At 61.6% G+C, this 23,055-nt stretch carries 24 protein-coding genes and 1 pseudogene; 12 read left to right on the forward strand and 13 right to left on the reverse strand.

Annotated features, from left to right (window positions below; all coding sequences use genetic code 11):
* The first annotated feature begins 2 nt into the window (after positions 1-2).
* Both B0G82_RS17840 and B0G82_RS17845 read left to right on the forward strand, forming a co-directional pair.
* Positions 3-797, forward strand: a complete 795-nt coding sequence (locus tag B0G82_RS17840; protein WP_121308239.1) for a hypothetical protein — start codon at positions 3-5, stop codon at positions 795-797.
* 100 nt (positions 798-897) lie between these two features.
* Positions 898-2,067: a hypothetical protein gene (locus B0G82_RS17845; protein WP_121308241.1), complete on the forward strand. Its 1,170-nt coding sequence runs from the start codon at positions 898-900 to the stop codon at positions 2,065-2,067.
* A gap of 73 nt (positions 2,068-2,140) precedes the next feature.
* On the opposite strand, the gene B0G82_RS17850 is transcribed toward B0G82_RS17845, so the two are convergent.
* Positions 2,141-2,467, reverse strand: coding sequence for a cyclic-phosphate processing receiver domain-containing protein (locus tag B0G82_RS17850; RefSeq protein ID WP_121308242.1), 327 nt, complete (start codon positions 2,465-2,467; stop codon positions 2,141-2,143).
* Between the two features lie 223 nt (positions 2,468-2,690).
* Here B0G82_RS17850 and B0G82_RS17855 point away from each other — a divergent pair, with 223 nt between their 5' ends.
* The 4 genes from B0G82_RS17855 (at position 2,691) to B0G82_RS17870 (ending at position 5,692) form a co-directional block, all read left to right on the forward strand.
* Positions 2,691-3,608, forward strand: coding sequence for an ankyrin repeat domain-containing protein (locus tag B0G82_RS17855; RefSeq protein ID WP_158608161.1), 918 nt, complete (start codon positions 2,691-2,693; stop codon positions 3,606-3,608).
* Between the two features lie 115 nt (positions 3,609-3,723).
* Positions 3,724-4,596: an abortive infection family protein gene (locus tag B0G82_RS17860; protein WP_121308246.1), complete on the forward strand. Its 873-nt coding sequence runs from the start codon at positions 3,724-3,726 to the stop codon at positions 4,594-4,596.
* Positions 4,597-4,770: 174 nt separating this feature from the next.
* Positions 4,771-5,181: a hypothetical protein gene (locus B0G82_RS17865; protein ID WP_121308248.1), complete on the forward strand. Its 411-nt coding sequence runs from the start codon at positions 4,771-4,773 to the stop codon at positions 5,179-5,181.
* 79 nt (positions 5,182-5,260) lie between these two features.
* The gene (locus tag B0G82_RS17870; RefSeq protein ID WP_121308249.1) at positions 5,261-5,692 is read left to right on the forward strand and encodes a hypothetical protein; all 432 of its coding nucleotides are present in this window, start codon (positions 5,261-5,263) and stop codon (positions 5,690-5,692) included.
* A gap of 203 nt (positions 5,693-5,895) precedes the next feature.
* On the opposite strand, the gene B0G82_RS17875 is transcribed toward B0G82_RS17870, so the two are convergent.
* The 3 genes from B0G82_RS17875 to B0G82_RS17885 are packed head-to-tail and all read right to left on the reverse strand — an operon-like array spanning position 5,896 to position 9,276.
* Complete coding sequence (locus tag B0G82_RS17875) at positions 5,896-6,792, reverse strand: plasmid partitioning protein RepB C-terminal domain-containing protein (protein WP_121308251.1); 897 nt, start codon at positions 6,790-6,792, stop codon at positions 5,896-5,898.
* Positions 6,789-7,709, reverse strand: a complete 921-nt coding sequence (locus B0G82_RS17880) for a plasmid partitioning protein RepB C-terminal domain-containing protein (protein ID WP_121308253.1) — start codon at positions 7,707-7,709, stop codon at positions 6,789-6,791. The genes B0G82_RS17875 and B0G82_RS17880 overlap by 4 nt, the downstream gene beginning before the upstream one ends.
* Entirely contained in the window at positions 7,702-9,276 is a 1,575-nt protein-coding gene (locus tag B0G82_RS17885; RefSeq protein WP_121308749.1) for a recombinase family protein, read from the reverse strand. The genes B0G82_RS17880 and B0G82_RS17885 overlap by 8 nt, the downstream gene beginning before the upstream one ends.
* A gap of 102 nt (positions 9,277-9,378) precedes the next feature.
* On the opposite strand from B0G82_RS17885, the gene B0G82_RS17890 reads away from it, so the two are divergent.
* Complete coding sequence (locus tag B0G82_RS17890) at positions 9,379-9,726, forward strand: hypothetical protein (RefSeq protein ID WP_121308254.1); 348 nt, start codon at positions 9,379-9,381, stop codon at positions 9,724-9,726.
* A gap of 147 nt (positions 9,727-9,873) precedes the next feature.
* Here B0G82_RS17890 and B0G82_RS17895 read toward each other — a convergent pair whose 3' ends face one another.
* From B0G82_RS17895 to B0G82_RS17905, 3 genes are all read right to left on the reverse strand, one after another.
* Complete coding sequence (locus B0G82_RS17895) at positions 9,874-11,055, reverse strand: hypothetical protein (RefSeq protein ID WP_121308256.1); 1,182 nt, start codon at positions 11,053-11,055, stop codon at positions 9,874-9,876.
* Complete coding sequence (locus B0G82_RS17900) at positions 11,052-11,552, reverse strand: DUF4365 domain-containing protein (protein ID WP_121308258.1); 501 nt, start codon at positions 11,550-11,552, stop codon at positions 11,052-11,054. Before B0G82_RS17900 ends, B0G82_RS17895 begins: the two co-directional genes overlap by 4 nt.
* Before the next feature lie 249 nt (positions 11,553-11,801).
* Positions 11,802-13,031 (reverse strand): site-specific integrase, encoded by a 1,230-nt coding sequence (locus tag B0G82_RS17905; protein WP_121308260.1) that lies wholly within the window; start codon positions 13,029-13,031, stop codon positions 11,802-11,804.
* A gap of 113 nt (positions 13,032-13,144) precedes the next feature.
* On the opposite strand from B0G82_RS17905, the pseudogene B0G82_RS17910 reads away from it, so the two are divergent.
* The 5 genes and pseudogenes from B0G82_RS17910 to B0G82_RS17930 all read left to right on the forward strand — a co-directional run.
* Positions 13,145-13,309, forward strand: a pseudogene (locus B0G82_RS17910) (leucyl/phenylalanyl-tRNA--protein transferase); the annotation flags it as partial.
* A 116-nt stretch (positions 13,310-13,425) separates the two neighbouring features.
* Entirely contained in the window at positions 13,426-14,247 is an 822-nt protein-coding gene (locus B0G82_RS17915) for an arginyltransferase (protein ID WP_121308262.1), read from the forward strand.
* Positions 14,248-14,330: 83 nt separating this feature from the next.
* Positions 14,331-15,392, forward strand: coding sequence for a quinone-dependent dihydroorotate dehydrogenase (locus tag B0G82_RS17920; protein WP_199730102.1), 1,062 nt, complete (start codon positions 14,331-14,333; stop codon positions 15,390-15,392).
* A 233-nt stretch (positions 15,393-15,625) separates the two neighbouring features.
* Positions 15,626-16,420, forward strand: coding sequence for a cystine ABC transporter substrate-binding protein (locus tag B0G82_RS17925; RefSeq protein WP_121308264.1), 795 nt, complete (start codon positions 15,626-15,628; stop codon positions 16,418-16,420).
* Between the two features lie 114 nt (positions 16,421-16,534).
* Positions 16,535-17,194: an amino acid ABC transporter permease gene (locus tag B0G82_RS17930; protein ID WP_121308266.1), complete on the forward strand. Its 660-nt coding sequence runs from the start codon at positions 16,535-16,537 to the stop codon at positions 17,192-17,194.
* An 18-nt stretch (positions 17,195-17,212) separates the two neighbouring features.
* Here B0G82_RS17930 and lepB read toward each other — a convergent pair whose 3' ends face one another.
* From lepB to B0G82_RS17960, 6 genes are all read right to left on the reverse strand, one after another.
* Positions 17,213-17,911: a signal peptidase I gene (lepB, locus tag B0G82_RS17935; RefSeq protein ID WP_121308268.1), complete on the reverse strand. Its 699-nt coding sequence runs from the start codon at positions 17,909-17,911 to the stop codon at positions 17,213-17,215.
* A gap of 119 nt (positions 17,912-18,030) precedes the next feature.
* Positions 18,031-19,029: a Gfo/Idh/MocA family oxidoreductase gene (locus B0G82_RS17940; RefSeq protein ID WP_121308751.1), complete on the reverse strand. Its 999-nt coding sequence runs from the start codon at positions 19,027-19,029 to the stop codon at positions 18,031-18,033.
* 145 nt (positions 19,030-19,174) lie between these two features.
* Positions 19,175-19,900, reverse strand: coding sequence for an FCD domain-containing protein (locus tag B0G82_RS17945; RefSeq protein WP_116141030.1), 726 nt, complete (start codon positions 19,898-19,900; stop codon positions 19,175-19,177).
* Between the two features lie 333 nt (positions 19,901-20,233).
* Positions 20,234-20,824 (reverse strand): flavin reductase family protein, encoded by a 591-nt coding sequence (locus B0G82_RS17950; protein WP_121308270.1) that lies wholly within the window; start codon positions 20,822-20,824, stop codon positions 20,234-20,236.
* Positions 20,799-22,004 carry a sugar phosphate nucleotidyltransferase gene (locus tag B0G82_RS17955; protein WP_121308272.1) on the reverse strand — a complete coding sequence of 402 codons (1,206 nt, stop codon included), beginning with the start codon at positions 22,002-22,004 and terminating at the stop codon, positions 20,799-20,801. The genes B0G82_RS17950 and B0G82_RS17955 overlap by 26 nt, the downstream gene beginning before the upstream one ends.
* A 103-nt stretch (positions 22,005-22,107) precedes the next feature.
* Entirely contained in the window at positions 22,108-22,941 is an 834-nt protein-coding gene (locus B0G82_RS17960) for a class I SAM-dependent methyltransferase (protein WP_106283629.1), read from the reverse strand.
* Positions 22,942-23,055: the final 114 nt, after the last annotated feature.

Genomic DNA, 23,055 nt, shown 5'->3' on the forward strand with positions numbered 1-23,055 from the left:
CCATGCGGGCGAACGCCGTGGCCGCGAGCGCGGCTCCCGCGGACGCGAGCCGATTGGCGTTGGCCGACGCGAGCGAGCGCTCCTTCGTCGTCCGGCTTCGGGACGGACTGGGCTTGTCGCCACGCGTGAAAAGCCAGCTGCCGAGTTTCGATGGGCGCGTCGCATGGCAAATTGCCAACGGCGCAGACGGCGCGGACGCCGCGCCCTGCGCCGAGCCCGATTTATGGATCACGCTGACTCGGGACGTGGCCGGCTTGGGCGGCCCGCGGACGGCGCGCCCGAACGTCTCCGTCCTCGTCGGCGCGCGCATTCCGATCGGATTGCGCGACTGCGGCCCGATCGTCGCTTGCCCAGAGGCCGAGATTGAGGAGGTCGTGCTCGCCCTGGCCCAATCGATCTTTTGGGTCGCGCTCGCGGACCAGGTCGTCAGCTACGATTGGAGCAAGATCGAGAGCCTTCTGCGCTCCGATTGCATCTTGACCGTGTCCGCGCTGCCCGCCGGCAACGCCGAGGCGTTCGCCGCCGCGGCGATCAACGCGGTGGCCCACTTTCACGGCCGCAGCCGGGTCGAGCCGGATGGATTGTTGCTGGGCATCGCGAGCCCGGGCGTGCTGCCCTTGACGCAACGACGCGATTTCACGCGCCCTCTGCTGGCGTTGGCCGGCCACAACTGCCAATTTCTTGCAGGGGTCCACACCCAACGCGTCTCGCAGCGGGAAGCCTCGCTTCTGCTGGCTTATCCGATTCCAGGAATGCCGAGCGACTCGGTCCGCCCACTGCGCGCGAGGAGGGAATGAACGCGCCCGCCGACCTCGCGCCCCGAGCCGCATGCCCTTGCTCGCTGGCGTGCGCCTCGTGCTTTAACATTCGACAACACTTGCCCTTGGGACCCATCGCATGTCGCTGCTTTCCTTCCTGCTCGCCGGCTCTGAAAACGAAGAGGTCCACGCCACGCGCTCCCTCACCTACTTGCTGGGCCGCAACGGGGCGTTTCGCGCGGCCCTGCTGTCCGCTTGGGCGCGCGACACGCACTCGCCAGAGGCCGCCACGGAGTCGCTGACTTTCAAGGCCGAGGTTCAGGCCGACCAGGGGCGATGCGACATTGCGGGTGTCGATTCGACGGGGCGTCTGCGCGTGTTGGTCGAAGGCAAGTTTTGGGCATCCTTGACGGACCATCAACCGGGCGGCTACCTGAACGCGTTCCGCGCCTTGCCCAGCGAGGAAGACCTCCATGGCGGCCAGGGCGGCTTGTTGGTCTTTGTGGCGCCGTTTGCGAGGTTCGAGACCCTGTGGCCGGAGCTCCTGCGCCGCGTCGAAGCGAGCGGGTATGCGTTGGAAGGCGCGCCGAGCCAGCTGCCGCAGATGCGGAGCGCCCGGCTCCGACGAACCGGGGCCGGGCACGCAAGCGAGGGCGCGGACGGGCGCTCTGCTCTTGCCGCGCGCCCTGTTTTGGCGTTGACGTCTTGGGGGGCGGTGCTCAACACGCTCGAAGACGAAGGCATCAAATCCGAAGATCGCGATTTTGTCTCCGATGTCCGTCAGTTGGCTGCGCTGTGCCAACGCATGGACACTACGGCGTTCTTGCCGCTCAAAGCCTCGGAATTGACGAGCGCCATTGGGCGCCGAGCGTTCCAATTTCAAAATCTTTTCGCGGACTTGCGTGAACGCCTGCTGAACACGGGCGTCGCGACGAAATACGTCGGATCGAACCGCTCGGCCGAATGGTTGCCGCTTTTGTTGAATGGCGAGCGCGCGTATCTGCGGTTCTGGCTGGAGGGCTGGGCAGAACATCGCGAAACACCGCTTTGGCTCGCGTTTCCCAAGACCGGCGAACTGCCACTGCTGGCCGCAGATCAAATCGATCGGCTACAAGCGCTGGAACGAGAGCGGCCGCCGCGACTCATTGACGACGCGGAATATCGAATGGTGCCGCTGTATCCGAAATTGCACGCCGAGCGGTTGGATGTGCTGGACGATTTGATCGCGCAAGTCCGCGCGGTGGCTCAGCTGATTGCCCGAACTTCGGCGCCCGCGCCATCGGATCGGCAACTGGCGCGACCGACCTGAGCGTCCTCGCCCGCGAGCCAGCCGTGATCCGATGCAACAGACAGCGCGGCCGCCGCGAAACCGGACGAACCCGTCACGCCCTGTCGGCGCTTGCGCCGCGCAAGCCCAAGTAGCGATCGAGCAGCGCTTGCAAGTTCGCGGCCCCCACCGGGTTTGCGCTGTGCACCCAGAAACGGAATGTCGGCGGGATAAAGGCCCCCTTCGCGTCCAAGTCCAAATCGATCAACCGCTTGGCCACGGCCATCGCCGTGTCCTCCCCGCCCAGATCATGGTCGAACGAAATCTCTTCGGGGCAGCCGTCTTGAAGCAAGAGAGCAATGGCTTCCGCCGAGCTGCGAGCAATCGTCCATGTGGGGTCGACGGAATCGCGCAAGTCGTCAATGAAAAGCCGATAGCCCATGGGAGACTCATCGATGAAGCGGTGCAAATTGAAAACGTCAGGCGCTGGGTCCTGTATCGCTAGACCTGCGCGAGCCATTTGGGCGGGGTTGCGAGACCCCACGATTATACAAACGCGGCCAAAAAGCCAGGCGGGACAACGCCCAAAATCGACGCGCTCGAGCCTTGGCTCGGTCCCCGATCGCGCTGATACACTAACCTTCGCAAGCCGTAGCCGACGTCCGATGCGGCGCCAACCCGTCAGTCAAAATTTTTCTATATCCATTGCCATGCGCTACACGCAACTGAAAACAAAAGTCGGCGCCGAATTGCGGACTGCCGAAGCCGCCGATCCGACGCTCATCGAGTCGTTGCCGGAAGGGACAAGGGAGACGGTGCGGGAGAAACTCACGACGATTCGCGAGCAGCAGCGAGCGAATCTTGACGACGCGCCTCAGCCAACCATTTTCGCGGCCGCGTCGCTGGGCGACCCGCGGTTGCTGGCCGAGCTGGTTCGCCATTTCGATCCTCGCCTTGCCGACTGCGACGGCTGGACACCGCTGATGGCAGCGGCCATGGCGACCCGGTTTGCGCGCGAGGATGACGCCCACGAGGCATCCTCGTCCGTTCAGTGCCTGAAATTGTTGTTGCCTCTGTCTGATCCGCAGGCGCGGTCTTCCTCTGGGATGACCGCGCTGATGTTGGCCGGGTCCGCGCAGGCCGTGAACATCCTGTTGCCCGTCAGCGACCCGAAAGCGGTTGACGATCGCCGGCGAACCGCCTTGATGCACGTGGCATTAAGAAATTGGCCCAGTGCCGCCGTGGCGCTGGTTGGCGTCAGCAACGTCAATGCCGAGAGCGAAGACGGCGCCACCGCATTGGACTATGCCTTGGGCGTTGCCGACGATCGCGTAAAGGTGCAGATCGTCCAGTTGCTGGCGCCACTGACGACAGTGGGCATCGACAAGTCGCTTGAGCTTGCACTGGCCGCGGCGATGTCAAAACGCGCAGATGATGCGGCGGGCCGCAACGCATGGCGCTCGATCATCGACGAACTCGCTTCGCGAGCCAGTCGCGCGGCCGCAAAAGCGGCTCTCGACCAGTTTCGCGTGATCGACTTCCCGAGAGCTTCGGCAGTTCTGGCGAACCGGCCGCGCGACTGAGGGGCTTGCCCCCACATGGGCGCGCCAAACGGCGGCAAAAGATTTCGGCGCGGCCAGCGCCGCAACGACGGCCAGGAAGATCCAACACCAACGCAATGAAAAAATCGAGACGCCGATGAAGCTCGCGCAATACACGATCAACAAATTGGCCGATCTCGTTTGTGGCGGAGGCAACGGATGGCCATATCGGCGCGGCACCGATCTGGTTGAGTTTTTCAATGGTTACGGGTTCCGAGACGTCTACGAGTCAGGTTTTCCCAGCCGCGCCGTGTTTGCGAAGGAGCGTCTCACGGAACTCGCGCCCAAGCCCGCGATGGCGCAATTGATCTGCGATCTAATCGACCCAAGGCTCTGGTATGACTTGCAGCAAGCTATCGTCGTCAGCAACGAGGACTGCGCCGCGAAGCTCAACGAACTGCTTGCCTTTGACAACTACGAGGTCGTCAAAGAAGGCTCTCGCTACAAGCTGCGCGATCTGACGGGAGCTTTGATCGCGCCGGAGGCGATCCCCGAGACGCTGCCCGAAGCGTCGGCCGCGTCGATCGAAACGCAGATTAAAAAGTGCCGCACAAAAATCGAGGTCGGCGATTACGACGGAGCCATCACGAACGCACGGGCGCTAATCGAACATTTGTTGCTCGCAATTGAGACGGAGCTTTCCGTCGATCCGCCACCGGTGTTCGATGGCGATTTGGGGCGACTCTTCAACCGCGTTCGCGTCCTGCTGAATCTGGACACCAGCCGCAAAGACATATCCGACACACTGCGCCAGGTTCTCACGGGGCTTACGTCGATCGTGCAGGGATTGAGCGCGATGCGCAACAAAATGTCTGACAGCCACGGAACCACATACAAGCCCGCTCGGCACCACGCGAAGCTCGCGGTCAATTGCGCAATGACACTTGCCGACTTTCTCTTCGAGACGAAGGCTTATCAAGAAGAGAAAGGGTTGCTTGGTAAGCAGAGGAAGGCCACAGAAAAGCACTGAGGCTCTCCCCCGCCCCGCCCTGTCGCGGCGCCACTTTGGAACGGGGATGACCGCTGCAACAACCTTGACACGGGGACCGCAGTCTGCCGGGCTTGTTCGAAAACGTCTCGCAGCCGGCGCGAGCAACTCACGAATCTAGGCGCGATTTATCGAGCCCGAAGGAGGACCCTAAAAATGATCACGATCAACGGTGAAAAAGAACTTGTCCGCGTCGACGACTGGGCTGACATTGAAAGCCGCCCAGATTATGACCGCAATCTCGACCCGTCAGCTGACGAGCTTCAGGCAATCATCGGCAACTATGTCTTTGCCGACAAGATCCGCTGCGGTCTCTCCAACTGCCATACGCCGCATGGGCGGGGCTACCTTGTCGCGACCAAGGACGGCCGGCTCACGAACATCGGCAAAGACTGCGGGCGCATTTATTTCGGCGTCGACTTCGAGACGATGTCTCGTCAGTTCGACCGCGACATTACCGCGAAGGAAAACCGCGAGCGGCTTTGGAGCTTCTCGTTTCGCATTGACAACGTGCTGGCGGAAATCCAGCAGATCCGTGGGGGAGAGAACGGCGCGAGGGGGGGCTGACTGGGTTCACAAGCGCTCGCGCGCACTAGTTCAATTGAATCGGGGCGTCCCGGAGCTTATCGTGCGTCGAGTGTCGGAGATGCTCAGAACCGGATCGGACGCACTGGCAACGCAACGGGAAGCGACAAAAGAGGAAGCCGAGCGCGCCGACGCCTTGGCGGGCCGCCGGCTGCCTCGCCCACACTATGTGGAAGAGATCGTCGGCCGCGTGTTGGGACTCGAAGCGTTGCACCCGCAGAACGATCTGCGCGAAATTTTGATTGTCGACCTGGAAACGCGAATCAAGGAGTTTTCTGCCCTGCACATTGATGCCTTGACGCATGTCGAATTGAGCCGATGGACCAAGTGGACGGGCGCCGTTGATCTGCAACTCGAACGAGCCGCCGCTGCGGTCGACTTGGGTTGCCGTCTGCTGGCCGCAGCCAACCTGATGCCCTTCGAGTCGATCCTGGCCGACGCCCAAGACGTATCGATTTTTCGCGCCTATTTGCGCTGCCTGTCTGAAGCGTAGTGCGGCCAACCTCGAGGTCGAACCACCGCTCGCCTCGGCGCCGCCCATGCGTTGTTCAACCCTAGCGCTTTCTTGATCGAAAGCGCTCGTGCCTATGCCCATGAACGAATTTGAAGCGAACCTTGCGCCGGGGCCCACAGTGAAACTGGAGGGTCGGGTTGAAACTGCGGTCTTTGGCCATCGCGCGATGGTCGCGTTCAGCCTCATTCACGCTCCGGTGTTCGGTTGTCCGCCGCGATGGCATCCAAAGTTGTCACAAGGCTCGCCAACAAGTCCTCGTGATGGCGCCGGAGATGCCCGCGGATGTTCTCGTTCCTCAGCAGCCGATTCATGAATCCCTTGGCGACGACGAGCGAAAGCATCGTGTCGCCGATTCCATCCTCGACCGCCTGACAATCTTGGTGCAGGCGCTCCATTTCGGCCTCCATGCGGGCGATGTCTTCTGGCGAAATATCGGTTTTCTTCTTGGGCTGCGCCTTAACAGTCAGCGCTTCGGGCCGGGTCGTGATCAAGAGCATTTCCGCGTAGGCCGCGGTGAATCTATTGGCCGCAACCATCATCTCCGCGGCCTCAATTTGCCGCATTGGCTTCATCTTCTTCAGGGCCGCAAACACCTTCGGAATTGCCTGCTTGTCCTTGAGAAGGGATACCGCTTCGGGCGCGACTCCGTCCAAGAGATGAATTCTTTCGCGAATCCTTCGCACATCCATTTTCAAGACCGTCGCGATGCGCTCTTCGGACGCCCCCTGCGCCAAGCTAGCTCGAATCATTCGATGCTCTTGGACTACGGTGATTCGGTTGATGTGACGGTTGAAGGAGAACCCTTCGTCGTCTAGCGAAATCATGCACGGGGCCGTTTCTCGCCCCAACTCTTTGAGCGCCTCGAGCCGCAAGCGTCCGTCCAACAGGTCATATTCTCCCAGCCGCCCGTCCGCTGGGTAAACGGCCAACGGCTCTATGACGCCAAGCTCTCGGATCGAGCTGACGATGGTGCGAAACTTCGGGGTCGCCAAGACTTGCGGCAGCAGCGGCGCGCTAGGGCGTATCCGTTCCAATGGAACCTCGATGATCCGCAAATCGAACGCGTGCTTGACGCTCATGGCAAAAGCTCCGGTGGGATGCGGCTGGCCACCGCCTCGGGAATGTCTTTGATTCCCTCTGCACGAAGCAGCGTCCGAAAATGCTCATCAGACAAGAACCGCCGAAACGCGGACGTGATCAGAAGAAGACGTTGCTCTTGAAGCGTGGCGTTCTGAATGACAAATTTTTGCCTGCGCACCTCGGTCCGGTAGGTGCGAAGCAGCTTTTGCGGGGTCGGCTTCTCTCTCGGCGCTGGCTTCTTTGAATGAAACGTTTTCCCGGCTGCCTCGCGCTTGCTAAGGAGCTTGCGCAATCTCATCAACTCCTCGCCCTTGAGCGTGCCGTCCTCGTATGCCGCAACCATTGCCTCCTGCATCTCCCCCGTCGAGGATCGAGCGATGTCCAATGCAAGCCGCATCGGCACCATGCGCTTCTCAACGGCCCTTACAAGACGCTGCTCTCCGTTTTCCAGCAGATTCAATATGCCGTTGATGTAGCCCGGATCTAGGTTTGTCTTCGTCGAGATCTGCTCGGTCGTGTATCCACGCGCCTTCAGTATCTGGATACCGCTGAGCAACTCTTCGGTGGTGTGCCGTCGCCGAGCGATATTTTCAGTCAGAGTGATCAGGTAGCGCTCTACTTGATCCGCCTCTACGACACAGCATGGAATGACCGTTTCGCCCAGCGCCTTTAACGCTTCCAGGCGCCCTTGGCCACAAAGCACCTCATGCCACTCCTCGCCCGACTCGGCGTGCCCGCCATACGCGACCGTGATGGGCCGTTTAAGCCCGATCGTGGCGATGTTCTCGACCAGTTGCGCGAAAAACAGGCTGTTGCGGGTCCGCGGGTTCAGGACTCGGAGCTGCGAAGCGGGAATCAGCGTGATCATTTCCGCTCGGGGCAATGTCGCCAAGAATCCTTTGAACTTGTCATCCATAAGACACCCCTCGAAGAGGAACCCTGCGGCTAAGGTGGACCAGCATGGACAAATCGTCAAAGCGATACGCGTCGAATCCGTGTCCGTTGTAGTCGCCTAGACGCAACTGATCTGCATAGACGTCAACCGCCGGAAGCAGGTAGTAGTCGCGAATGGACTGCGCGTCCGGCTCCATCCGGACGGCCACGGTGATGTCGGGTTTCATGGCGTTGTCAAAACGAACGAGCCAGCGGTTGCTGCCCGCCTCAGTCGCTCGGCACCGGCACAGCGCGAGAGACACCCGGAATTCGCTGTTCACGGAAATCAACTCCGTTCCCGGGTCGGTTTCGACCGTTGCCCCAGCCGCCACCATCGCGCCTTTCGCCTGCGCGACAATTTCCGGGTGCAGCGCCCGCAAGCGCCGGTTGATTTCTATGTAGCGGTAGTCCCGATCAGGGGTGTATCCGATCAGGCCATAGCTTCGCAGCAGGCTGCCGAACCGGCTGCGGTAAGCGCTGCTGGACGGACAGCAGGCCACCTCATCGATCAAAATTCCTGAGAGATACCCATTGCGGAGCAACACCTTGCGCAGCAGATCGAGCATGTCGCCGTCGCTCAAGCGATACGAGCGGCCGAGGATGATCTGACGCGCCGCCTCGAACATCATCTTGTCGACCAGCGGCTCGAACGCGTCATCCGCGCGAGCCCAAGACGCTGGAGGATTGTTCACGCGCTTCTGTTTCAGCTTGAACGACGTCCGGTTCCAGACGTTGTGGCCAATGTATTTTTCGTTGATCAGAATCTGGTGGACGGTTCCGCGCGACCATCGCGAGCCCAAATCCGTCCTCTGCCCCGCGGCGTTGAGCGAAGCGGCGATCTCAGCCTCGGTTCGCCCTTCCTCGACAAATGCGCGGTAAATGTCCCTCACCACCGCGATTGCCTCGACCGGCCCCGGAGCCAGAATCACTCGGTCCGTTTGAATGGATTTGTGCTCGCCGCGATCAAGCTCAGCTTTAACGCCGCCAGCTTGGTCGATCAGCACTCGGCGCAGCCCGTAACCCGCGGGACCGCCCTGGCGATATCCGCTCTTGATCAATCGAAGCTGGCCGGCGTGGACTTTGAGGCTGAGCTCCCGGCTGTATTCGCCAGCCATGGTCCTTTTTACGCTCTTGATGATGCTTGAAACCGGGCTGCCGTCATTTTCGAACTGCTCGGCGCAGTAGAGGACGCGAACGCCGGCCTGTTTGCAGCGAATTTCGTAGCTCGCGCTTTCGTCGGGGTCTTGGAAACGCCCCCAGCGGCTGACGTCGTAGACCAGAATCACTGAAAAATCGACACCGGCCTCAACGTCTCGAATGAGCGCTTGCAAGGAATTACGCCCTTCGAGCCGGAGCCCGCTCTTTCCTTCGTCCGCATAGGTCCGAACGATTTCAAGGTTTCGCGACTCGGCAAACGCCTGAATCACGTCCTTCTGATTTTCGGTCGAATATTGTTGATGCTCCGTCGACATTCGCACGTAGGCTGCGGCGCGGCCCCGCGATCCATCTGTCCCGGCGGACGAATCTTTGTGCGTTGATCGGCTCACCATGCCTCCCATGGTAAGGCGATCGACCAACGCCGCAGGAATGCGGCGCTCCACGCCTCGCCTCGGCGCTCGCCTTCACGAAATATACTTTTGGAGCCGCGAAAAATGTTACCGAAAACAGGCAACAAATTGCCGGGGAATCAAACGCTGCCCGTCGGGAGCGAATACCCTCTCGCCATCGCCTTCGCGCTCAAAGAGGACGTGGGCGACACTCGTCAAGCGATCAAAACGCTGACGCGCTGGACAGGGGCGAGCGAGCGCACGGTCCAAAACTGGCTTTCTGCTGTTCGAGGTCCCAGCGGCGCGCACCTGGTTGCCTTGGCGAAGCACTCCACGGCCGTTCATTTCGCTTACCTCGCTCTTTGCGGGCGCTCGGACGCGCAGTCGCGTGATGTCGGGGCGTCGGTGGCCCTGCTTCACGAAGCGATCGCGTTGTTGGTGGGCTCGCACTAGCCCGCACGGACATACGAAAACCCAAGCCGCGCGTCCATTAGAGGAACCGAAATCATGCAAGGGGTCTGGATAAGGATCAACGAGCTCCAAGGCTTCAACCCTTCTTTCTGGGCCCCTGACATGAGCATCATTGCCTGGCAAAGGACATCAACTCCGCTGCCGCTTCGACCTTTTTGCTTTGGGTTCTTCCTCTTGTGTGAACAAACCATCACCCCTGTTGAGCACGCGAAAACCCGATGGGTTCAGCAAGGTTGCGCTACGCGGCTTGATGAGCACATCACCCGAGCACCGAACTTCCGTATCCGATCCGTGGGCAGAGATTGCGCGCTTATAATCTCTCGGGCCCAAGTCGATTTCCACCATCTTCTCGCTGTTCTCCACGACAGCGGCGACGAGAATCGTCCCATGCTTCTCGCCATGCGCCCGGTCGAGGCGCTTGATGTAGCCTTGAATCGTCTTGTTTTTCGCGATGTAGGTGCGCCTGTAATACACGGAAGCCTTCTCCAAGCGCTCCACTTTTTCCTTTGCGAACGAAAATTTGACTGGCTGTGGTCTGTCCTTTCCGGGGCGCAACGGGGTGATCGAAATCTCGACCGCCCTGCTCTTGTCACGGCCACTTATGCCCACCAACGCGTCGCACATGTTCGCGCTGGCGCCCGCCGCTACGGCTTCATCAAGCGCTTTGTGTTCGTCCTTCTTTTTGCTTTTCAGACTGACCGCATGGCTGAGCGCCTTTAATCCTGACGACAGGTTTGAGATGACGTTGTTCGTCATCGGCACGTCCTGCAACGTCGGTTGATCGACCGGCGGCTCGGGCATCAGGGCAAATAGATTTACGACGTAACTGCCCCTGGTGGTTTGGCCCAACCTAAGAGTTTCGAGAAACGCGTTGGTCACGGCCGTTGGCCGCTGATGGTATTGCCTCTTTGTCAGATAGGACATGGCCGCCGCGGTCAGCAACTCGAGAGCCTTCTCGTTTAGCGCTACGCCATCGATAGCCGGGATAGTGCCACCTTCGACATCTGCGTGGACCACGCGAATGCTAATCACATCGCCGAAGCGGTCGCTTGCGGCAATTACGACATCCTCTGTCGATCGATCTTCGAACTCGGCTATCGCCATCACGGCATCCGCTAGCCGGGGCCGAAAATCTTCGGCTTGTTCTGATGTGGGAAGCAACACCTGCGCATCGCTCCGATCCGCGCGGTGCCATATCGACGCGAACGGCCCAAGCGCGCCGTCGTCAGTCCAGCCGGACTCAATAAGATAAGACTGCAACTCGGTCCATCTCAGATTGCCGATCTGTTTGATCACGTCATCGCGGGTCATGCGTGTTCCCCCTGGCTGGCCAACGTGATGAGGTGCAACAACGCGTCGGTGTCCAAACGCTGCGTCAGCGGAATATCGATGGTCACCTTCGATTTGTTTTTGATCGCCGGGTCATTCTTGATCGACGCCCAATAGCAGGTGTTGTGGAGACTCATATGTTGAGGGTGATGCCGGATCCAATCGCCGGTGTCGTCGGGCACGAGAAGCACGACCAAGTAGCGAGGAACGATGAGTCGATCGTTTTTCAGGTCGTCGTAGTTCTTCCGGGGAAGCGGAAACTTGATAACGCCGTCCTTCACCATTTTTTGCGAAGTGGCTTTCAACTGCAAGCTGATCTTAGGAAACCGGTTCTTGGTTGCCGTCGGGAATTTGCCGTCAACATCGAGGTCGATGCTTTGGTCGTCGACCTTCATATTCCCGGTGTTCAAACCAGCCTGGCTCGCCATGGCGTGGACGTAAGCCACGTTGAACTGCTCTTTTTGATTGGAAATGAACATGCAACACTCGCTCCCGCGTCGACCGGCCGTTCTCAATCCGGACCCATTTTGGTTTTTTGAATTGTAACGAAGAACGCAAAGTGCGGCTTCGACGCGCTCATTACCGGCCCGGCTGGGAAAGCAGGTCCCGCAAGCGGGATCGAGCGTCAAGTAAAGCATGGTCCCAGAAGAGCTCGGGAAGTTAGTCACCCACGAAGAGATCCGGGCCCACTGCTGCAATGTTTGTCTTGCAAGCATCTGTCACATCCGCTAGCGTGCACAGACTGCGCTGGCGGCCTCCGGCGCCCGCACATCGGAGTAGCGACCAACGCAGTTACCCCAAGCGATCAGGGCCTGCTTCCGCTCCTCCAGATACTCGGCATAGTTGTAGACCGCCATGACACCTTTCATTTTGTGGTTGAGGATTTTCTCCACAATGTGGGCATGCACCGATATGTCAGCCATTCTGGTAGCAGCCGTCCGTCGCAAGTCGTGCGGCGTGAAGGGCTTCATGGCACCAAACTCCCCATCTTCGAACATCCGGAGCAGCGCCATGGACAGCGTCTGCGTCCCTGTTGGTTTTCCCTTCCTCCTTGCACTCGGAAAAACGTAGCGGCTTCCGGTCGACCGCCCTTGCGCGAACTCAAGAATTTCGACAGCTTGCTCGGATAGGTGAACGACATGGTTACGCTCGGATTTGACCAACTCTGCGGGTAGCTGCCAGATCCGCTTTTCGAGGTCTACATGGCCCCACATCATCCCCGCGACCTCGCCCGGACGCTGTGCGGTCAGGAGGATCAGGTGCAGGATGCGTTTTGTGCGCCAGCTCATAAACCCAGAATGGATGTTGATCGCCGTCCAGAAGACCTTGATCTCATCCGTGCCGAGCACTCGATTCTTCGGCTTTTCTCTCCCGCCGGCGCCTTTCCTCGTCATCGTGACGGGGGATTCATCGATCTCGCCTTGCTGGGCAGCATAGTCAAAGATGGTCTTCATCAGGGAAAGGACTCTGTTCGCCTTTACCCTTGCACCGCGGTCCACGACCCTGTTGATGACTTGGGAGACATGCTTCTTCGTGATGTCCTTGACCAGCATTGAGCCGATTACTGGCAGGATGTCTTTCTCGACCATCCGGAGTTGCGTGTCGAGGCGCTTGTAGTTCGGCTTGGCATACCGCTCGGTCCAGTTAGCGATAAGCGTCCTGACAGTCGGGCTGTCGGGCTCGGCTGGTTTGGTGATCTGAGCCTGCTCGATAGGGTCAACCCCGAGGAAAATCTGCCGTCGGACTTCGTTCGCTTGCTCGCGTGCTTCCGCAACCGATAGAATCGGAAAGGGACCGAGCGCGAGAAGCCGGCGCTTCGTGCCCCATGTATAGCGAAAGCAGAACGTTTTTGTCCCGTTTGGCATCACGCGAAGAAACAAACCGTCGCCGTCCGCAATATACTTGTCACGTGGGCTTGGTTTGGCTCGTTCAATGAGGCGGTTGTTTAGCTTCGACACAATTGTTTCCCGGGCGGATTTTCGTGTTACCGCTTTTGTTACCGTTTGGGCGGCTTTTTTGCCAAAACAGCCAAACTAGGCAGTTGATTTATAACGATTTTTAATCGCTGGCGTTGATAGACTGCCAGCAGAACACGTCGCATCTGGCGTCGCTAGGCGGTCGCGAGATAGCGCGCAAGGCGTTCATCGCGCATGTTCGCGCGTCGGTCGCGGCGCCGCCGATTCCCTGGCGCTTCGACAAGACCGCGCTGCTCGAGGTCGTCGCGCCGGCGTCGTAGGAAGAATCAGGCCGAATCCGGATCCCTCGCCCACCGAACCGCGGGTCGTGAGCCGCAGGTCGTCGACCGCAGGGCACCGGGTTTGCATTACCAGAGACGCTTCGAGAGCTGCCAACGTGACTCATCCCAACGAGCTGCCTCTTTCCCCGCTTTCGGCGCTGCAATTTTATGCAACAGCGCCCTATCCCTGCAGTTACCTGGACGGCCGCATCGCGCGCTCGCAAGTCGCCACTCCCAGTCACCTGATCAACTCCGACGTCTACACCGACCTCGTCAAGGCGGGCTTCCGGCGCTCCGGCGTGTTCACGTACCGGCCGTATTGCGACGGCTGCCGCGCTTGCGTGCCGGTGCGCGTGCCGGTGGACCAGTTCGAGCCGAACCGCACGCAGCGCCGCGTCTGGAAGAAGCACGGCGGACTGGTCGCCACCGTCGCGCCGCTCCATTACGACGAAGAGCACTACGCGCTCTACATGCGCTATCAGTCGGCGCGGCATGCGGGCGGCGGCATGGATCGCGACAGCCGCGACCAATACGAACAGTTCCTGCTGCAGAGCCGGATCAACTCGCGGCTGGTCGAATTCCGCGAGCCGCTGCCGGACCGGCCGGATGCGCCGGGCATTCTGCGCATGATCAGCATGATCGATATCCTCGGGGACGGACTCTCTTCGGTCTACACGTTTTTTGAACCGGGGCTGCCGAACACGAGTTTCGGCACCTACAACATCTATTGGCAGATCGAGCAGGCGCGCAGTCTCAAGCTGCCCTACGTGTATCTCGGCTACTGGATTCGCGAGAGTCCGAAGATGGCGTACAAGGCGAATTTCCGTCCGCTCGAAGGTTTGATCGACGGCGCCTGGCGCGTGCTCGATCCCACCGGCGTGGATCTGCCGCCGGTCGATCTCGCGATACACGGCAAGCGCCCGCCGCTCAAGCCGTAGCCTGGACACGGCAAGCGGCCGATCCGCTCAGGCCGCCGCTTAATCCCGCCAGTCAGTCTCATAAAAAGCGCAAAGCCGGTAAAATGGCGGGTTCCCATTTTCCGGCCGCCCGGCTTCGTCCCGTGTTCAGTTCCCTCTACCCGCTTGTACGCGCCCAACTCTTTCGCATGGACGCGGAAGACGCTCACCATCTCACCTTGCGCATGCTCGGCGCGGCCGGCCGCACCGGTCTCGCCGGCGCCCTCGCGCCGCGCGTGCCGGATGCGCCGCGCACCGTGATGGGGTTGACGTTCCGCAATCCGGTGGGACTTGCCGCGGGCCTCGACAAGGACGGCGCCTGCATCGACGGCCTCGCCGCGCTCGGCTTCGGCTTCATCGAAGTGGGCACGGTGACGCCGCGCGCGCAACCGGGTAATCCGCGCCCGCGCATGTTCCGTCTGCCGCAGGCGAATGCCGTGATCAACCGGATGGGCTTCAACAACGCGGGCGTCGACCAGTTCGTGAAGAACGTGCAGGCGGCGCGCTATCGCGGCATTCTCGGCCTGAACATCGGCAAGAACGCCGACACGCCCATCGAACGCGCCGCCGAAGACTACCTGTACTGTCTTGAACGCGTGTATCCGTTCGCCAGCTACGTGACGGTGAACATCTCATCGCCGAACACGAAGAATCTTCGCCAGCTGCAAGGCGCGGGCGAACTCGACGCGCTGCTCGCGGCACTCAAGGAGAAGCAGCAGCGCCTCGCCGACATGCACGGCAAGCTCGTGCCGCTCGCGCTGAAAATCGCGCCGGACCTCGACGACGAACAGATCAAGTCGATCGCCGACACGCTGTTGCGCCACCAGTTCGAAGGCGTGATCGCCACCAACACCACGCTCTCGCGCACGGCCGTCGCCGGCATGCAATACGGCGACGAATCCGGCGGCCTGTCGGGCAAGCCGGTGTTCGACGCGTCGAACGAAGTGATCCGCAAGCTGCGCGCGGAAGTCGGCGAAGCGGTGCCGATCATCGGCGTCGGCGGGATTTTTTCCGGCGACGACGCGCGCGCCAAGCTCGCGGCCGGCGCGTCGCTGGTGCAGCTCTATACCGGGTTTATCTACCGCGGACCGGCGCTTGTGGCGGAATGCGCGCAAGCGCTGCGTTGAATCCAGTTCCGCTGAACGCCGCGCCGGTGCCCGCCGTACGGCGCCGCGCGGCGCGGCACCTACGTGTGCTCCGTCCTACGTGCGTGCCCGCGCCCCTCGCCCCTCGCCCCTCGCCCCTCGCCCCTCGCCCCTCGCCCGGAATATAGACATAAACAAACGATATTTAGATTTCGATAGTCTGCTTTGCTATGCTTTCGTCTGCTAAAACGCCGGACGAACAAAAAAGGAACTCGATGAAATTTGGCTTGTTTAAAAAGATTCTCGTCGCCGGTCTGATCGGCGCGTCGTTCACCGCGGTCGCCGCCCATGCCGACGACCTGCTCGATCAGGTCAAGCAGCGCGGCACACTGCGCATCGGTCTGGAAGGCACCTTCCCGCCGTTCAATTCGAAAGCGCCGTCGGGCGAACTGGTCGGCTACGACGTCGACATCGCGAAGGCTGTCGCCGCCAAGCTCGGCGTGAAGCCGGAATTTGTGACGACGGAATGGAGTGGCATCATCGCCGGTCTGCAGGCGAACAAGTTCGACGTGATCGTCAACCAGGTCGGCATCACCGACGCACGCAAGCAGGCGCTCGACTTCTCGCCGGCCTACACGTATTCGGCCGCGCAACTGATCCAGCGCAAGGACGACACGCGCCAGTTCAAGTCGCTCGACGACCTGAAGGGCAAGAAGCTCGGTGTCGGTCTGGGCACGAACTACATGGACATGGCGAAGTCGGTGCCGGGCATCGACGTGAAGACGTACCCGGGCGCGCCCGAGTACCTGCGCGATCTGGCCGCCGGGCGTCTGGACGCAGCGCTCAACGACCGCCTGATGCTCGCTTACCTGATGAAGAACTCGCAACTGCCGCTGCGCACGGGCGCGAATGTCGGCGCGGGCAATCCTTCCGGCATTCCTTTCAAAAAGGGCAACCCGAAGTTCGCCAAGGCGATCGACGACGCAATGACCCAGCTCGAAGCTGACGGCACGTTTGCGAAGATCTCGGACAAGTGGTTCGGCATCGACGTCAGCAAGCCGATCAAGTAAAGCGCGCTGACTGAAAGGAAGGGCGGCATCGTCGACGATGTCGCCCTTCGCGCTTCTACAGCAACGTTTATGATGTGCGCTTTTTGCGCGCCTAATCCGCCCACCGCTCAGCTCATGTCCACCACTTCCCTGCTCGTTGAATCGCTGCCTATGCTCGCGCAGGGCGCCGTCCTGACGGTCAAGTTCGCGGTTCTGTCGATGATCTTCGGCCTGATCGCCGGCGCCGTGCTGGCGTTGATGGGTGTCAGCCACAACCGCATGCTGAACTGGATCGCGCGCATTTACGTGAGCGTGATGCGCGGCACGCCGCTGCTGGTGCAGATCTTCGTGATCTATTACGGCTTGCCGAGTTTCGGTATATCGCTCGATCCGACGCCGGCCGGCGTGATCGCGTTGTCGGCCAACGTGGCGGCGTATCTGTCGGAGAGCATGCGCGGCGCGATCCTGGGGATTCAGAACGGTCAATGGCTCGCCGCCTACAGTCTCGGACTCTCGCGACGCCAGACACTGCGCTACGTGATCGCGCCGCAAGCGTTGCGCATTGCCGTGCCGAGTCTGTCGAACAGTCTCATCAGCCTGATCAAGGACACCTCGCTGGTGTCGGTGATTACCGTCAAGGAACTGCTGCGCAGCGCGCAGGAGATCATCGCGTCGACCTATCAGCCGCTGCCGTTGTATCTTGCCGCGGCCGCCGTTTATTGGGTGTTGTGTCAGGTGCTCGAGAGCGTGCAACGCTGGTACGAACGGCGCCTTGCGCTGCCGTCGCGCCACTGAGCACCCGGCGCTTTTGATTTAGCGGCTAGCGACAGAAGACGTCGGATCCAGCGGCGCGCCGAAGCGTTCGAAGCGCGGCGTGTAGTAGTGGTCCGGGTCGAGCGAAAACGCGACGCGGCGCGTACGGCCCATCAATTCCTTGCGCGGAAAGAAGCCGAAGTAACGCGAATCGGCGCTGTCGTCGCGATTGTCGCCGAGCATCAGATACTCGCCGGGTGGCACGATCACGGGCCCGAACGAATCGCGCGGGCTCGGCGCCTGCGGCGCGAGCCGCACGGAATGCGTGACGCCGTCGAAGCGTTCGGTTAGATAATCGCCGGGCGACGCCGCGTCGCCAGGCAGCGGCTTGAGCTTGAGCGGCTGGTAATCGGCGCGCACGCCGTTCACGTACAGCACGTTCTCGCGCATCGCCACGCTGTCGCCGGGCAAGCCGATCAGACGCTTGACGATCAGCTCACGCGCCGCCGATGAATCGATCGTCACGATATCGCCACGCTGCGGATCGTGCAGATGCGCGATCGCGATATGCGTGAGCGGCACGCGCAAATCGTAGGCCATCTTGTCGACGAAGATCCGGTCGCCCTCGCGGATCGTCGGCAGCATCGAGCCACTCGGCACGACGTTCCAGTCGGCAACGGCGCTGCGAAACAAGACCATCAGGAAGAGAAACGCGACAACGCTCTTGTTGTCGCGCCACAGTTTTCCGAGCATGCGCATGGCAGGCGGCTCCATTGGAAGGAATTCGAAAGCGGCGGACACGTGGAGCGTTTTTTTCTCCGCATGCCCGCGCGAATCCTACCACCGCTGCCGCGCGCAATGCGGCAACGCCGGCGACGCTACTCTCCGGCGAACTTCAGGCCGAGCGCCGCGCGTGCCGCGTCGGCCATCGCGATCATCTGCAGCGACTTGTCATGCGGCATCACCGGACTTTCCATCTGCCCCGCCCGGATCAGTTCGCAGAAGTGCGCGGTCTCGTAGTTCAGGCCGCCGCCTTCGAACGGCTCGTCGAGTTCGACCACGCGTCCGTCGGTATAACGGATCGTCGCGCGCGACGGATTCCACCACGGTTCGTGAATCGTAACGTGGCCCCCTTTGGCCATCAGCAGCGCGTCGCCCTTGCCGTGCAGATCGAGCCCGCAAAACAACTGGGCGATGCCGCCCTCGTGCTGACTGTTCAGGCTCGCGAACGTATCGACGCCCGTTGCGCCGAGCCGCCCCAGCGTCTGCACCTCGAGCGGCGCGCCCAGCCAGTCGACGGCGAGAAACATCTCGTAGATGCCGATGTCGAGCAGCGCGCCGCCCGCGTGCTCGAACGACAGCGACGGGTGATCGTCCGGCACGCCTGGCACCGAGCAGCCGGCCCGCACCAGACCGACCGCGCCGATCGGTTCGGCATCTAGATGCGCGCGCAACTTTCGGTAGAGCGGGTAAAAGGGCGGCTTCATGGCTTCCATGAATAGCCGTTGCGCGGCGCGCGCGGCATCGAGCACGCGTTCGAGCTGCGGCTGATTGATGGTGGCGGGTTTTTCGCACAGCACGTGCAGGCCGGCCTGCAGCGCGGCGATCGCGTAGTCGGCGTGACTGTCCTGAACGGTGGCGATATAGAGCGCGTGGATACCGCTCGCGAGCAGCGCGTCGAAACTCGCGCACACCTCGCCGCCGAATTCCCCGGCGAAGGCCATGGCCGGTTCCGCGCGGCGTGACCACAGCGCGGTCAGTTGCGCGTGCGGCACATGAGCGAGGCCTTGTGCGAAGCGACGGGCAATCCGGCCCGTCCCGACGATTCCCCAGCGGATCGTGCCGTCCGAGGGGATTTCCTGCGTTGCGATTGTCATCGTTCCTTCGAGTCCATGCAGATCAGAACAGGCGCTATTGTCGCGCATGCCGCACGCTATCGCGTGGGCGTGAACGCGCGCCTCTCGTATCGCACAGTCTCACAAGGAAAATTAAAGACCCAGCGTGCCGCTGCAGCGGCGACGCTCAACTGCGTGCCGGCGGTTCCGGGGGAAACTGGCCGCTGATTTCTTCGGTGGTGTAGTCGATCATTGCAAGCGAGGCGAGTTCCGCTTCCTTTGGATCGCGCCGTTCGATCGCTTCGACTACACGCTGATGGGTTTTCACCGCTTTTTCCCATAGGCCGTCCCCGTCCCTTTCGGTCACGATGGGATTGACAGTAGATAGCGCGCCGCGAATGATCGCCGCCATTTGCTTGAAGAACTGATTGCCGCTCGCCACCACGATGCGGGTGTGGAACAGTTCGTCCGCTTCCTGATAGCCCGGCTCGCCCGGCCGGATCGCGCGGAATGCTTCGAACGCCTCGCGGATCGCGGCAATATCCGCCGCGCTGCCGCGCGCGGCCGCCTGCGCCGAGGCGCGCGGTTCGATCAGGATACGAAACTCGATCACGTCGCGCAAAAACAGCGGATCGGGTTTCGCACGAAAACGCCAGTTCACGACGTCTTCGTCGATCATGCGCCAATCGCTCATCGAGCGGATGCGCGTGCCGATTTTCGGCCGCACGTCCAGCATGTCGCGCGCGAGCAGCATCGACAGCGCCTCGCGCATGACGGTGCGGCTGACGTCGAACTCCTTCGACAGCACATCCTGCGGTGGCAGTATGGCGCCGTATTTCTCTTCGACGATGCCCGTGACCAGTCCGTCCATGACTTTGCTCACGAGCGATCGATCTTTGTTTGCCTGTTCCATGAAACTCTCCCCGAAGCGGTGTTTGCCCCCGCGTAGCCTGTTGATCGTGCGGCCCTTATGTCTCGTTTTTTGACGTCACTTAGTTCTTCTACGATACGTTGCTAGCTTCGAAACGCTTGCGCCAGTCGGGAAACGTCCTAACAGGGTTATCCCTCTGAAGAATTGTTTCTTTCTTGTAACGCCGCATATTTCCATGGGCCATAAGCTTGCGTCTCAAGCGTGCCTGCATTGCACTGTTTGCATAGTGCGAAGACGCACGTTGCGAGACGATTTGTCTGATCCACCACGCGTCGGCGGAAAGGAACTGGCGGGAAATGACGGCCGACGCGCGCATCAGGAGGCGCTCGCGGCGAGCGGCGGCGAGTCCTGCGTGGACACCGCCGTCGATCGCCGCATCGACTCCGGCGCCGCCACCGATCCGTAACGCCCGCCGAAAAAGATCAGCGGCGCGTGTTCATCCAGCGAGAACACCAGCACCTCGCCGACGAACAGCGTATGGTCGCCGCAAGGGTGCCGGTCCACCACGCGCGCGGCGAAACGCGCCGCCGCGTGTTCGAGCAGCACCACGTCCGGGAGCCCCTCGACCGCCGCGAAGCGCGGCGCGAGCCGGCTCTGCGGCTCGCCGGCAAAGTGGCGGCTATGCGGCTCCTGCGCCTCGGACAACACGCTCACGCCGAACAGCGCGCTGTCCATCAGACGCTCGTGCATGCGGGCCCGGTGCCCGACCGAGACGACGATCAGCGGCGGCTTGAGCGAACCCGACATGAAGGCGTTGGCGGTCATCGCATGCAGATCGTCGCCGCTGCCGGTCGAAATCACCACGACGCCGGTCGCGAAGCGTCCCAACGCGTGACGAAAACGCCGCTCGTCGAAACACGCCTGCACGAGGTGCGGCGTCTCAGCGTGATGCAGCTTTGCGTGCATGAGCGCTCTCCAGATTGCGACCGAACGGGTCTTCGACACGCACGATGTCGCCTTCACCCGGGTAGCCGCCTGATTGGACCTCGATCATTTCTCGCGGCGTCATGGCCAGCTTTTCGAGCCGATGCGCGATGCCGGGAGGAACATATGCCGACGGGTTTTTCTGCGCGAGCATGAAGCATTCCTCGCCGCGCGTGACCCGCATCACGGAATCCCGCGCGCTCTTTTCGGCGTGTCCCGCGACGAACGGCACGGCGACGCCTGCGAGCCGCGCGTCGGTGCCGATTCGCTCCATTACCGCACAGTCGATCGAAGCGGACGGACACAGGGCCCACGCATCGCGAGACAGATGCAGCGTGCCGTCGCCGTCCACCGTGGCATGCTCGAACGCGGCCGCGCAGGCCTCGGCGATCGCCGGCTGACAGAGCGCGATGGCCGCGAGCCACACCGACGCGCGCGCCACGACCATGCCGCTGTTCCACCAGTAATTGCCGGAGGCGGCATAGCGCTCGGCCAGTTCGGGATCGGGCTTTTCGGCCAGCCGTTCGATGGCGCGCGCACCCCGCTTGCCGAGCGCCATTCCCGTACGGATATAGCTGTAGCCGGTTTCCGCGCGCTTGGGCGGCACGCCGAGCGTGACGATCGCGCCACGCGTCGCGTGCTCGAACGCCTCGGCGAGCGCCGCCCCGAACGCAACCTGATCGGCAATCAGGTAATCAGCAGGCAGCGCGACGATGAGCGGATCGTCGCCCTCCACCGCCGCCGCGCACGCGGCGAGCGCTGCAACGGTGAGCGCGGGCGCGGTATCGCGCGACATCGGTTCGAGCGCCATGCGCACCGGCCGGCCCGAGCGTGCGAGCCGCTCCCCGGATTCGCGCGTTTGCTGATGCAGGTCCTCGCAGCAGATCACCAGCGGCGCCGCAAAGGATCGCGCGATGGATGACGGTGTAGTGTGTTGCGCGACGGCGAACGACGCGTCGAGACGGCTCAGCGTGGTTTCGAGCCGCGACGCGTCGCCCGTGAGGTCGACCGAGCGTTTAGGATCGCGTTCGCGCGATAACGGCGACGATCGTGTGCCCGAGCCCTGTGCGAGAATCACCGGCTGCACGGATAAACGCGTGGCCGTTTCGTCGACGCCCCCGACCGACGCAAGCGGATTGCCTGGTTCTACGATGCGATTCATGTGCGGGTCCCCTATCCGGTCCAACTGGCCCGGTTCATTGTTCTATGTTGTCGTGCGTACTGCGTACTCCGACTACCGCCGTGCTTTCGTCCCGTGCTCGTCGTCAGTCGAAGCGGCAAGCGGCGAGCGGCTTGTGCGCGATGAAGTGAAACCACCACGCATCGCTCTCTTCCACTTCGTCGGGAATGCGATCGCCCGCGCTACTACCGAACACGGCGTCGATCTGCAAGCCGACCTGCGCCAGTTGCCGGCGCTGCTCCCGCAGCGTCGTATAGACGATCACAATGCCGAAGTTGTGAGCTGCGGCGGTCTTCACCGCGTAGCCGCCGTAGTCATGATTCAGCTTCACGTTGCGCAGATAGTTCAGCGTGCCGAGCTGGAAGCGCCGCATGGAGCGCAGCGTGCGCCAGCCGAGTCTCAGCGGATTGAACGAAAATTGCGGCAGCAGTTGCCAGATATTCTCGCGATAGCCGGGGCCGCCGCGGTTGTGCGACGAAAACAGCACATACCCGCCGGGCCGCACCACGCGATACATCTCTTCGAGAATCTTCACGCGATCGTCGTAGTCGACGCAGTCGATACCATTCCAGCTGAACTCGGCGAGCGCGTAATGATCCGAAGGCAGCTCGGACATGTCGCGCGCGTCCATATGCCGAAGGTCGCGTTCGGGATAGCGCGCCTTCGCGAGATCGAGCAGTTTCTGGGTGTAGTCGACGCCGATATAGTCGGCGGAGATGGCCGTCATCAGCGGAATCGTGCGGCCGGCGCCGATCCCGATATCGAGTAAGGGCTGGCCCGCGCAACGCGGTGCGAGCCAATTGAATGCGGCCTGCTCGCCGGGGTCGGAGTAGGTTTTACCGAAAGTCATCACGCGTTCGGCATCAGACGAATTCCATGCGACTCGGTTGACACGATCCAATTTGGATTGACTGTTCACAAACGCTCCCCTTAGGCGTATGTGCGCTGGGACAATCCTTGCGCATGCATTACGCTTCCCCGAATAAACGAAACCTGCGCGAACGCTTTCAAGCCATTACAACAAACGCTGCAT

Origin of the sequence: Paraburkholderia sp. BL17N1 (assembly GCF_003634175.1) — a bacterium.
Classification (GTDB): Bacteria; Pseudomonadota; Gammaproteobacteria; order Burkholderiales; family Burkholderiaceae; genus Paraburkholderia.